Genomic DNA, 11,303 nt, shown 5'->3' on the forward strand with positions numbered 1-11,303 from the left:
CGTAGGAGCAAGCCTTTTTGGTTACTTTTTCGGCGTCTGGAAAAAGTGACTCGCCGTCAGGGCGAACCCCTAAGCAGCCGTTACCGCAGCAACGGATCCACCCAAAAACCCAAAAACCCAAAACCTAAACCAAATCCGGATCCCGAGAAGACCGCAAAGAATTACTCTCCAACTCATACCGCAACTCATCCACCAACGCTACCACCGCCTCCGGCGTACGCAACGCATCAAGCTTCAACCCACTGATCACCAGATCCACCTGCCCCGACCCCGGGTGATACAACTTCACCGTCAGCGAATGATCACCATCCACCAGACACTCACACGCCAGCGGCGAAAAACTCTGCTCCAGGCGTACGCGCAACTGCACAAGATTCATCATGGAGGCTGTTCCTTTAGCGGCTTCGAAGGGAGCACGATCCCAAGCCAACAGGCTCGTATCGCACTCCACCAGACTAAGAACCGGCCCCGCGCACCAACACCTCCATTTGCACCAGTTCAACTAGTGCATTTGCACCTACCGCTGCCCCTTGCCACCCCGTTCACCCGAAAACAAACCCCGCTCCCGCGCCCAGACAATCGCCTCGCTACGGCTGTGCACATCGAGCTTGGAATACACCGTCGCCACATGATTGCGCACGGTGTTCGGCGCCAGCTTCAGCCTCGCCGCAATTTCCTTGTCAGCCAGCCCCTCACAGATCAACCCCAGTACATCACGCTCGCGCGCCGTCAGGTCGGTGAACGACACGCTGGGCAGTTGTGGCGAGTTGACCTTCTTCACATTGGCCAGTTTCTCAATCAGCGTACGGCTGAACCACGAAGCGTCTTTCATCACCTCTTCAATCGCCGCCACCAGCTCAAGCTCGGTGCGCTTGCGCTCGGTGATGTCCATCAGCACCAGCAGATAACACGGCGTGTCCTGAATATTCACGGTGTCGGCGGACACCGCGCACTCCAGCAGGTCCGCGTCCTTCTTGCGCACCTGCACATCGACCCGGTCCACCCGACCGTTTTTCGCCAGCGCGGTCAGCAACCGGGCGCGGGCACCGTCGTCATCGATGAAATTCAGCTGCGTCACGGTTTTACCGACGACGTCTTCGCTGTCGTAAGTCAGCGTGTCGAGGAACGCCTGGTTGACATCGATCACCTGCTGCTCGTCGGCGCTGCAGATCAGAATCGGCACCGGGGTCAGGCGGAACGCCTTGGCAAAGCGTTCTTCACTCTGGCGCAGCGCCACTTCGGCCTTGTGCCGCAGTTCCATGTCGACGAAGGAAAACAGCATGCAGTCCTCGTCATTGAGTTGCAGCGGTTGCCCGGCAACGATCACCTGCTTGCTGCCGCCATCGGGCAGACGCAGTTCGGCCTGCATCTGCGGGATGGTCGCGACGTCGCGCAGACGCTGAATCGCCAGATCCTTTTTCTCGGCCTGCTCAAAGATGTCGATTTCATAAGCCGAAGTGCCGATCACCTGATCGCGGGTGTAGCCAGTCATCTCCAGAAAACCGGGATTGACCTTGATGTAGCGCAAATCGCTGAGGCGGCAGATCACCGCCGGCGCCGGGTTGGCATTGAAGGTTTTCTCGAAGCGCTGCTCGGCGTTGGCCCAGTCGGTGACGTCGCTCATGATCAGCACCAGCGACTCCGGCTGCCCCTCGCGGTCAGTCAGCACCATGCTGCGAACGCTGTGCACCCAGACGCGTTCCGGGTCATTCACCGCGCACATTTCGATCAGTACGTCGCTGAACACTTCACAGCGGGCGACGCGGCTGATCGGGTAGTTATCCGGCGGCAGCAGGTGGTTGTTGCGATAACGCAGCGTGAAGCGCTTGGCGTACTCATCGGCGTTAGTGCCAAGCTCACCGATCCGACTGACGCCGTGCATGGCCAACGCCGCCTCATTGGCCCAGAGGATGCTCTGATCGAGCTCCAGCAGAATCACCCCGTCGGACAGCCCGGCGATGATCTGCTGCAACTGCCGACGATTGGTTTCGCGGGTCAGGACTTCCTGGCTCATTGGATCTCCACAGGGAATGCACGTGTGAAGATTACGACCGCAGCCGTGCGTGATCGTGCCGAACATAAATTCCCGCACCACCTCGTTCCCCCAGTAGGAGCGGGCTTGCTCGCGCCTACAGGGGATGGCGGTGTATTCGCGGACTCGGGGTTTGTCGACTAACGTTAATCCCTCATCGGATTGAGCCCCTGCCAGCTATACCGGGCTCTTGATCAAGGAGAGACTGATGACGTCGCGTCGCAACATCGAACAGACTTATCGCACCTGGTCCAGCCCGATTCTGCTGGAGCTGAAAAAGCGTGAACACCAAATGGCGCCGGTCGAGCGTCAGGCACTGGAGAATGTGTTGGTCGAACGCCGGTTGCTGGATGTGGGCAACCCCGACGGCCCCGACCGTCGCCAGGGCACTGCGAGCAAGAATGACCGCCCAGGTTGATCAGCGCATCAGACCGGGTTGAGGTTCAGTCCCAGCTTCAACAGTTCCTTGCGCAGCATCGACGGTTTCACAATCGCCACGGATGCCTGCCACTCCAGTGGCAGCAACCGATTCAACCTCTGCTGGCTGACCAGCGGCTCAGCCAGCAAACAACTCTTGCCGTCACGGATGCTGATGACGTTCAGCAACCAGTCCTCGCCCTGCCCGGCCATCCAGCCGCAGATCTCGTTGCGATGTTTGTGAAGCAACCCGTCGGCATCCCACACCGTCATTTGTGCGAAAACCTGCGGCAAATTGCTGGCCGGGTTGAAGCGTTTCAGATCCGCCGCCAACGCGCCCTGTAGATCTACTTCGATGGCTGCCTGACATTCGAGGAAATACTGCTCGGGCCAGTCAGCCGCCAGATTCGCCCGCTGCACCAACAATTCATAAGCCAGAACATCCAGCTCGGTGGTCATCTGCCCGGTGAAGTTGAGCGTGTTGTCGAGGATCGCCGTGGCCAGCAATGCCGCGCTTGGCTCGCTGATTCGCGATAGCAGGCCGGCGGCTTGCCAGCGCTGAAAGACCAGCGTCGCCGCAGCGCCTATCGGGCGGATGTCGGCGGCGCAACCCAGTCGCTCAGCCCAGTACCGTTCAAAACCCGGGTGATGATCGATGACCTCCACCACCTGGTCGAGCACCACCAGCGGGTCGAAATGCTGAAAGTCGGAAACATCGACCAGCACGAATTCGTCGTTTGCTTGCGGTGTGTAGTGCTGAAAAGCAGCGCCCCAACTCAAAACGGTTGGCGATACGCTGCTGTTGGGGGCTGCGCTACTGACGGCGCGGGCGGGAACGCCTTGCAGGTTGAGCAATTCTGCGTAGGCGATGCAACAGGCGTAGGCGTCGATGTCCAGATAGGCCGAGCCTGAAGTGATCACGGTGATGGGCGACATTGCGCGTCCCTGGCCAATATTACAGGGCCGGCAACGTCGCACATCTGCGTGACGATATGAAGTCAGGCCGCGCGCTGCCCCGCTGCCACCGCCGCCGAAGCGGCGAGCATCGCCCGCAATAACACCGCGCACCCGGCTGCCAGATCGTCTGGCGCCGCGTTCTCGATTTCGTTGTGGCTGATGCCGCCCTCGCACGGCACGAAAATCATCCCGGCCGGGCCGAGTTCGGCGAGGAAGATCGCGTCATGGCCGGCGCCGCTGACGATGTCCATGTGCGACAGCCCCAGGCCTTTCGCCGCACCGCGCACGGCTTCGACGCAGCCTTGTTCGAAGTACAGCGGCGGAAAGTCGGCGGTCGGGGTCAGTTCATAGGTCAGGCCATGTTCTTCGCAGGTGGCGTCGATGACCTGCTTCACCTCGGCAATCATCGAATCCAGGCGCGCCGGTTGCAGATGGCGGAAGTCGAGGGTCATGCGCACTTCGCCGGGGATGACGTTGCGCGAGCCAGGATAGGCTTGCAGGCAACCGACGGTGCCGCAGGCGTGGGGTTGATGGCCAAGAGCAGCGCGATTGACCGCGCCGACGATCACCGAGGCGCCGACCAGCGCGTCCTTGCGCAAGTGCATCGGCGTCGGGCCGGCGTGGGCTTCGACGCCGCGCAGTTTCAGGTCGAACCACTTCTGCCCCAATGCGCCGAGCACCACGCCGATGGTTTTTTGCTCATCTTCGAGGATCGGGCCTTGCTCGATGTGCGCTTCGAAATAAGCGCCGACCTTGTGCCCGCTGACTTTGCGCGGCCCGGCGTAGCCGATGGCGTTCAGGGCTTCGCCGACAGTCACGCCGTCGGCATCGACCTTGGCCAGGGTTTCTTCGAGGGTGAATTTCTCGGCGAACACCCCGGAACCCATCATGCACGGGGCGAAGCGTGAACCTTCTTCGTTGGTCCAGACCACCACTTCCAGCGGCGCTTCGGTTTCCACGCCGAGGTCATTGAGGGTGCGCAGCACTTCGACACCAGCGAGCACGCCAAAGCAGCCGTCGAACTTGCCGCCGGTGGGTTGGGTGTCGATGTGGCTGCCGGTCATCACCGGCGGCAGGTCGGGATTGCGCCCCGGGCGACGGGCGAAAATGTTGCCGACTTCATCCACCGTGACGCTGCACCCGGCGTCCTCGCACCATTGCACGAACAGGTCGCGGGCCTGGCGGTCGAGATCGGTCAGGGCCAGGCGACAGACCCCGCCCTTGACCGTGGCGCCGAGCCTGGCCAGTTCCATGAGCGAGGCCCAGAGGCGATCGCGGTTGATGTGCTGATGGGTGGATTGCAGAACGTCTACGGCTGCGTTCATGGGGATCTCCTCAGGCAGTTTTCTTCTCGATAGTTCCCACGCTCTGCGTGGGAATTCATCCATGGACGCTCTGCGTCCGCTGTGGGGACGCGGAGCGTCCCGGGCTGCATTCCCACGCAGAGCGTGGGAACGATCATCTGCTACACCGGTGATTTCACAGCAGAAGGCTGTGCCCGCATCGCGCACAACCCGTAATAGATCAACCCTCCGAGCGCCGAGCCAGTGAACCAGCCGTAGCTGTAGAACCAGCTGAACGCGGTGCTGCCCAGCGACAGCAGGGTCAGCACCACCGGCACGCCAAACGCGACAAACCCGGCCCGGTTCCATGCCGGATACACGTCGTCGCGGTACAACCCGGCCAGGTCCAGTTGCTGTTTCTTGATCAGGAAATAGTCCACCACCATGATCCCGGCGATCGGCCCGAGCAGGCTCGAGTAGCCCAGCAGCCAGTTGGAATACACGGTCTCCAGGCTGACATCGGAAACGATCAGCCCGAGCTTTTTCAGCAGTTCATGGGCCATCAGCGCAAGCCCGACGAAACCAGTGAGCAACACCGCTTTGGTGCGGTTGATCACCTTGGGCGCGATGTTCTGGAAGTCGTTGGTCGGCGAAACAATGTTCGCCGCGGTGTTGGTCGACAGCGTGGCGATGATGATCAGCGCCATGGCCACCGCGACCCACACTGGGCTCTGGATATGGCCGATCAGACTGACCGGATCAGACACGGTCACGCCCACCAGTTTCACCGACGCGGCGGTCATCACCACACCCAGCGAAGCGAACAGGAACATGGTCAGCGGCAGGCCGAAAATCTGCCCGAGGATCTGGTCCTTCTGGCTCTTGGCGTAACGACTGAAGTCAGGAATGTTCAGCGACAGCGTGGCCCAGAAGCCGACCATCGCCGTCAGCCCGGCGGCGAAGTAACTGACCACACTGGCGCCTTCCGGGCGTTTCGGTGGAATCGCCAACAGCTCGGTCATCGACACATTGGGCATCGCCCACATCAGCAGGCCGACGCCGACCGCCACCAGCAACGGCGCGGACAGGGTTTCCAGCCATTTGATCGACTCGGCGCCACGGATCACCACCCACAGGTTCAGCGACCAGAAGATCATGAAGCCGATCACTTCGCCGGTGCCGCCGAGGGATTTCCAGCCGTCGAAGATCGAGCCGAGAAACAGGTGGATCGCCAGACCGCCGAACATAGTCTGGATGCCGAACCAGCCACACGCCACCAGCGCGCGAATCAGGCACGGCACGTTGGAGCCGAGCACGCCGAACGACGAACGCAACAGCACCGGGAATGGAATGCCGTACTTGGTGCCGGGAAAGGCGTTGAGCGTGAGCGGGATCAGCACGATGACGTTGGCCAGCAGAATCGCCATCAGCGCTTCACCAACGCTCAGACCGAAATACGCGGTGAGCACACCACCGAGGGTGTAGGTCGGCACGCACACCGACATGCCGACCCACAGCGCGGTGATGTGCCATTTGTTCCAGGTTCGTTCGCGCACCTTGGTCGGTGCCATGTCGTGGTTGTAACGGGGACTGTCGAGGACGTCGCTGCCGGCTTCGAGTTCGAACAAGCCGTCGCGCTCGGTCACTTGCGATCTGTTCTGTTGCATGGCCGCTCCACTGTTCTTCTGATTATTTTTTTGCTCATCAGGCGGCTGCGCACCAAGGGGCGAACCGGACGATGGCCGGAGGAACTGACAACTTTCGTGTACCGGCCATGGTGTCAGCGGCGGCATCAATAAACGTGCCGGTTTACCCGCTTAGCGCCAGGGCCGTATTACAAATACATTGCAACTTTCTGATATTGCTCGTTTTTAATTTATTCACCGGTGATTCCGCGAAAACTTGTCTGCACGCTCAGGCCAAACGTTTGCCAAGTTGCTCGAACTGTCAGGACTCAATCTGGTGCACTGCACTTTTTTTCATTCTTGGCGATCGACCGCAGCTCAACTTCAAGCGGCTGATTTCACATAGGAAATCTTGCTCATATTTCCATCCTGTCAAGTGCGTCAAAATGGTGAACAGCCTCACCACTTTGGTGATTTACATTTTTTATCGTTATTTTTCATTAGCTTAAGATAGATATAAGCTTATAAAAAATAATCTTGATCAATTGCATAACTGCGACTAGCTTCTATTCCTGACAGCGCTGACAGGAATACGCCGATCATCGCTGTACATCAATAAAACATTTAGAACCGGCACCAGTCGGTCATGCCTACGAGGAACTCGGAATGTCTCTGTTGATCCGTGGCGCCACCGTTGTTACCCATGATGAAAGTTACCGCGCCGACGTCTATTGCGCCGACGGAGTGATCAAAGCCATCGGTGAAAACCTTGATATTCCCGCCGGCGCCGACGTGCTGGACGGCAGCGGTCAATACCTGATGCCCGGCGGCATCGATCCGCACACCCACATGCAACTGCCCTTCATGGGCACCGTGGCCAGTGAAGACTTCTACAGCGGCACGGCGGCCGGTCTGGCCGGCGGCACCACCTCGATCATCGACTTCGTGATTCCCAATCCGCAGCAGTCGCTGATGGAAGCGTTTCATCAGTGGCGCGGCTGGGCGGAAAAGTCCGCGTCCGACTATGGCTTCCACGTCGCGATCACCTGGTGGAGCGAGCAGGTGCGTGAGGAAATGGCCGAACTGGTCAGCCATCACGGGATCAACAGCTTCAAGCATTTCATGGCCTACAAGAACGCGATCATGGCCGCCGATGACACGCTGGTGGCGAGCTTCGAGCGCTGCCTGGAGCTCGGCGCAGTGCCGACCGTGCACGCAGAAAACGGTGAGCTGGTCTATCACCTGCAACGCAAGCTGATGGCCCAGGGCATCACCGGGCCGGAAGCGCATCCGCTGTCACGGCCATCGCAAGTCGAAGGTGAAGCCGCCAGCCGGGCGATTCGCATCGCCGAAACCATCGGCACACCGCTCTATCTGGTGCACGTCTCGACCAAGGAAGCCCTCGACGAAATCACCTATGCGCGCAGCAAGGGCCAACCGGTGTACGGCGAAGTGCTGGCCGGGCATCTGCTGCTGGACGACAGCGTTTACCAGCACCCGGACTGGCAGACCGCCGCCGGTTACGTGATGAGCCCGCCGTTCCGTCCGCGCGGCCATCAAGAGGCACTTTGGCATGGATTGCAAAGCGGCAATCTGCACACCACCGCCACTGACCATTGCTGCTTCTGCGCCGAACAGAAAGCCGCCGGGCGCGACGATTTCAGCAAGATCCCCAACGGCACCGCCGGCATCGAAGACCGCATGGCAGTGCTGTGGGATGAAGGCGTCAACAGCGGGCGTTTGTCGATGCAGGACTTCGTCGCATTGACCTCCACCAACACGGCAAAGATCTTCAACCTCTACCCGCGCAAAGGTGCGATTCGCATCGGCGCCGATGCCGACCTGGTGCTGTGGGACCCGCAAGGCACCCGCACCATATCCGCCAAGACCCACCATCAGCAGGTGGACTTCAACATCTTCGAGGGCAAGACCGTGCGCGGCGTGCAAAGCCACACCATCAGCCAGGGCAAAGTGGTCTGGGCCGACGGTGATCTGCGCGCCGAGCGCGGGGCCGGGCGGTATATCGAACGGCCGGCGTATCCGGCCGTGTTTGATTTGCTGAGCAAGCGGGCTGAGTTACATAAGCCGACAGCTGTGAAACGCTGAAATCCAGGCCTTCGGCCTCATAAATGATCGTTCCCACGCTCTGCGTGGGAACGATCAACCACTGCCCGACAGAGGCAGAGAACCTCAATAACCGTGAGGCACAAAACCGTGATCGAGACCCTGAACCATCTCCCGCACCCGCATGAAAGCGCGGCCGCCCTCGCCGGCCACTTCACCGATCTGGCGCCGCCGCTCAATGCCCGGCAGGCGCACCTGGAAGCGTCGCGCTGCCTGTATTGCTACGACGCGCCGTGCGTCAACGCGTGCCCAAGCGAGATCGACATTCCGTCGTTCATCCGTAATATCCACCAGGACAACGTACCCGGTGCTGCGCAGAAAATCCTCTCGGCGAACATCCTCGGCGGCAGTTGTGCGCGGGTCTGTCCGACCGAAATCCTCTGCCAGCAAGCCTGCGTGCGCAACAACGCCCAGGAATGCGCGCCGGTGCTGATCGGCCTGCTGCAACGCTACGCCGTGGACAACGCGCACTTCACCGAGCATCCGTTCCAGCGTTCGGCCAGCACCGGCAAGCGCATCGCCGTGGTCGGCGCCGGGCCGGCGGGTTTGTCCTGCGCCCACCGCAGCGCCATGCGCGGCCACGACGTGGTGATTTTCGAAGCGCGGGAGAAGGCTGGCGGCCTCAACGAATACGGGATCGCCAAGTACAAACTGGTCGACGACTACGCGCAGAAGGAGCTGGATTTCCTTCTGCAGATCGGCGGTATCGAAATCCGTCACGGGCAGAAACTCGGCGACAACCTGACCCTCAGCGAATTGCATCAGCAGTTCGACGCGGTATTTCTCGGCCTCGGCCTCAACGCCAGCAAGCAGCTCGGCCTGCCGCACGAGGACGCGCCTGGTTTACTCGCCGCCACCGACTACATCCGCGAACTGCGCCAAGCCGATGACCTGACGCAACTGCCGCTGGCCGAGCGCTGCATTGTCCTCGGTGCCGGCAACACGGCGATCGACATGGCCGTGCAAATGGCCCGCCTCGGTGCCCGCGATGTCAATCTGGTGTATCGCCGTGGCGCGGCGGACATGGGCGCCACCGGTCACGAACAAGACATCGCCAAAGCCAATCAGGTGCGCCTGCTGACCTGGGCGCAACCGGATGAAGTGCTGCTCGACGCGCAAGGCAAGGTGCGCGGCATGCGTTTCGCCCGCACGCACCTGGTCGACGGTCGCCTGCAAACCACGGGCGAAACCTTCGAACTGGCGGCCGACGCGATTTTCAAAGCCATCGGCCAGGCCTTCGACAGCAGCGCCCTCGGCGACCCGCTGGCGCGCGAACTCAAGCGTCAGGACGAACGGATTCAGGTCGATGACAACCTGCGCACCAGCATCCCCGGAGTGTATGCCGGCGGCGACTGCACCAGCCTCGATCAGGATCTCACCGTGCAAGCGGTGCAGCATGGAAAACGCGCCGCCGAGGCGATCAACACGCAACTGATGCTCAACGTGGAGGCTGCGTAAATGGCCGATCTCTCGATTGTCTTCGCCGGTATCAAAGCCCCCAACCCGTTCTGGCTGGCCTCTGCCCCGCCGACCGACAAGGCCTACAACGTGGTGCGCGCCTTCGAGGCCGGCTGGGGTGGCGTGGTCTGGAAAACCCTCGGCGAGGACCCGGCAGCGGTCAACGTCTCGTCGCGTTACTCGGCACACTACGGCAACAACCGCGAAGTGCTGGGGATCAACAACATCGAACTGATCACCGACCGCTCGCTGGAGATCAACCTGCGCGAGATCACCCAGGTCAAAAAAGACTGGCCGGATCGCGCGCTGATCGTCTCGCTGATGGTGCCGTGCGTCGAGGAATCGTGGAAACACATCCTGCCGCTGGTGGAAGCCACCGGTGCCGACGGCATCGAGCTGAATTTCGGCTGCCCCCACGGTATGCCCGAGCGCGGCATGGGCGCGGCGGTCGGTCAGGTGCCGGAGTACGTCGAGCAAGTGACGCGCTGGTGCAAGACCTATTGCTCGCTGCCGGTGATCGTCAAACTCACGCCGAACATCACCGACATCCGCGTCGCCGCCCGCGCTGCGCATCGCGGTGGCGCCGATGCGGTGTCGCTGATCAACACCATCAATTCGATCACCAGCGTCGACCTGGAACACATGGTCGCCTTGCCCACCGTTGGCAGTAAAAGCACCCACGGCGGTTATTGCGGTTCGGCGGTGAAGCCGATTGCGCTGAACATGGTTGCCGAGATTGCCCGCGATCCGCAGACCCAGGGCCTGCCGATCTGCGGCATTGGTGGCATCGGCAGTTGGCGTGACGCGGCGGAATTCATCGCGCTCGGCAGCGGCGCAGTACAGGTATGCACGGCGGCGATGCTGCACGGTTTCCGGATTGTCGAGGAAATGAAGGACGGGCTGTCGCGGTGGATGGACAGTCAGGGCTACGCCAACATTGCCGAGTTTTCCGGGCGCGCGGTGGGCAATACCACGGACTGGAAGTACCTCGATATCAACTATCAGGTGATCGCCAAGATCGACCAAGAGGCGTGCATTGGTTGCGGGCGCTGCCACATTGCTTGCGAAGACACTTCACACCAGGCGATCAGCAGCCTGAAACAGGCGGACGGCACGCATATATATGAAGTGATCGATGATGAGTGCGTGGGCTGCAATCTGTGCCAGATCACCTGCCCGGTGGCGGACTGCATCGAGATGGTGCCAATGGAGACGGGCAAGCCGTTTCTGGACTGGAATCATGATCCGCGCAATCCGTACCATGTCTCACCTTGAGGCCGGTAGCGTCTGAACTGACGCCTTCGCGAGCAAGCCCGCTCCCACATTGGGAATGCGTTCCCCTGTAGGAGTGAGCCTGCTCGCGAAGGGGCCAGCAGCTTCTACATCTGGAATGCATTCCTACTGTGG

The 11,303-nt window shown here is 60.9% G+C and carries 9 protein-coding genes; 4 read left to right on the forward strand and 5 right to left on the reverse strand.

Translation table 11 applies throughout. From position 1 onward, the window contains the following. Positions 1-124: 124 nt before the first annotated feature. On the reverse strand, positions 125-382 hold the full coding sequence (locus PseAD21_RS19675; RefSeq protein ID WP_102357204.1) for a DUF1652 domain-containing protein: 258 nt from the start codon (positions 380-382) through the stop codon (positions 125-127). A 135-nt stretch (positions 383-517) separates the two neighbouring features. After that, positions 518-2,014, reverse strand: coding sequence for a helix-turn-helix transcriptional regulator (locus PseAD21_RS19680; RefSeq protein ID WP_102357206.1), 1,497 nt, complete (start codon positions 2,012-2,014; stop codon positions 518-520). Positions 2,015-2,240: 226 nt separating this feature from the next. Here PseAD21_RS19680 and PseAD21_RS19685 point away from each other — a divergent pair, with 226 nt between their 5' ends. Next, the gene (locus tag PseAD21_RS19685; protein ID WP_102357207.1) at positions 2,241-2,450 is read left to right on the forward strand and encodes a hypothetical protein; all 210 of its coding nucleotides are present in this window, start codon (positions 2,241-2,243) and stop codon (positions 2,448-2,450) included. Between the two features lie 8 nt (positions 2,451-2,458). Here PseAD21_RS19685 and PseAD21_RS19690 read toward each other — a convergent pair whose 3' ends face one another. The 3 genes from PseAD21_RS19690 to PseAD21_RS19700 all read right to left on the reverse strand — a co-directional run bounded on the left by PseAD21_RS19690 (position 2,459) and on the right by PseAD21_RS19700 (position 6,356). Then, positions 2,459-3,376 carry a DHH family phosphoesterase gene (locus PseAD21_RS19690; RefSeq protein WP_178082145.1) on the reverse strand — a complete coding sequence of 306 codons (918 nt, stop codon included), beginning with the start codon at positions 3,374-3,376 and terminating at the stop codon, positions 2,459-2,461. A gap of 71 nt (positions 3,377-3,447) precedes the next feature. Further along, a complete protein-coding gene (locus PseAD21_RS19695; protein ID WP_102357211.1) occupies positions 3,448-4,731 on the reverse strand; it encodes a Zn-dependent hydrolase in 1,284 nt (427 codons plus the stop codon). Between the two features lie 140 nt (positions 4,732-4,871). Then, positions 4,872-6,356, reverse strand: a complete 1,485-nt coding sequence (locus tag PseAD21_RS19700) for an NCS1 family nucleobase:cation symporter-1 (protein ID WP_102357212.1) — start codon at positions 6,354-6,356, stop codon at positions 4,872-4,874. A 624-nt stretch (positions 6,357-6,980) separates the two neighbouring features. Here PseAD21_RS19700 and hydA point away from each other — a divergent pair. The 3 genes from hydA to preA all read left to right on the forward strand — a co-directional run bounded on the left by hydA (position 6,981) and on the right by preA (position 11,171). Beyond that, positions 6,981-8,420 carry a dihydropyrimidinase gene (gene hydA, locus PseAD21_RS19705; protein ID WP_102357214.1) on the forward strand — a complete coding sequence of 480 codons (1,440 nt, stop codon included), beginning with the start codon at positions 6,981-6,983 and terminating at the stop codon, positions 8,418-8,420. A 108-nt stretch (positions 8,421-8,528) separates the two neighbouring features. Then, complete coding sequence (locus PseAD21_RS19710) at positions 8,529-9,896, forward strand: NAD(P)-dependent oxidoreductase (RefSeq protein WP_102357216.1); 1,368 nt, start codon at positions 8,529-8,531, stop codon at positions 9,894-9,896. Then, complete coding sequence (gene preA / locus PseAD21_RS19715; RefSeq protein ID WP_102357217.1) at positions 9,897-11,171, forward strand: NAD-dependent dihydropyrimidine dehydrogenase subunit PreA; 1,275 nt, start codon at positions 9,897-9,899, stop codon at positions 11,169-11,171. The last annotated feature ends 132 nt before the right edge of the window (positions 11,172-11,303 follow it).

Source organism: Pseudomonas sp. AD21, from assembly GCF_002878485.1.
Lineage (GTDB): Bacteria > Pseudomonadota > Gammaproteobacteria > Pseudomonadales > Pseudomonadaceae > Aquipseudomonas.

What these genes read in the sequence shown, in the direction of transcription:
- hydA (WP_102357214.1), top strand. Translation starts at nt 6,981, where the DNA reads ATGTCTCTGTTGATCCGTGGCGCCACCGTTGTTACCCATGATGAAAGT.
- PseAD21_RS19675 (WP_102357204.1), bottom strand. Translation starts at nt 382, where the DNA reads ATGATGAATCTTGTGCAGTTGCGCGTACGCCTGGAGCAGAGTTTTTCG.
- PseAD21_RS19700 (WP_102357212.1), bottom strand. Translation starts at nt 6,356, where the DNA reads ATGCAACAGAACAGATCGCAAGTGACCGAGCGCGACGGCTTGTTCGAA.
- PseAD21_RS19685 (WP_102357207.1), top strand. Translation starts at nt 2,241, where the DNA reads ATGACGTCGCGTCGCAACATCGAACAGACTTATCGCACCTGGTCCAGC.
- preA (WP_102357217.1), top strand. Translation starts at nt 9,897, where the DNA reads ATGGCCGATCTCTCGATTGTCTTCGCCGGTATCAAAGCCCCCAACCCG.
- PseAD21_RS19680 (WP_102357206.1), bottom strand. Translation starts at nt 2,014, where the DNA reads ATGAGCCAGGAAGTCCTGACCCGCGAAACCAATCGTCGGCAGTTGCAG.
- PseAD21_RS19695 (WP_102357211.1), bottom strand. Translation starts at nt 4,731, where the DNA reads ATGAACGCAGCCGTAGACGTTCTGCAATCCACCCATCAGCACATCAAC.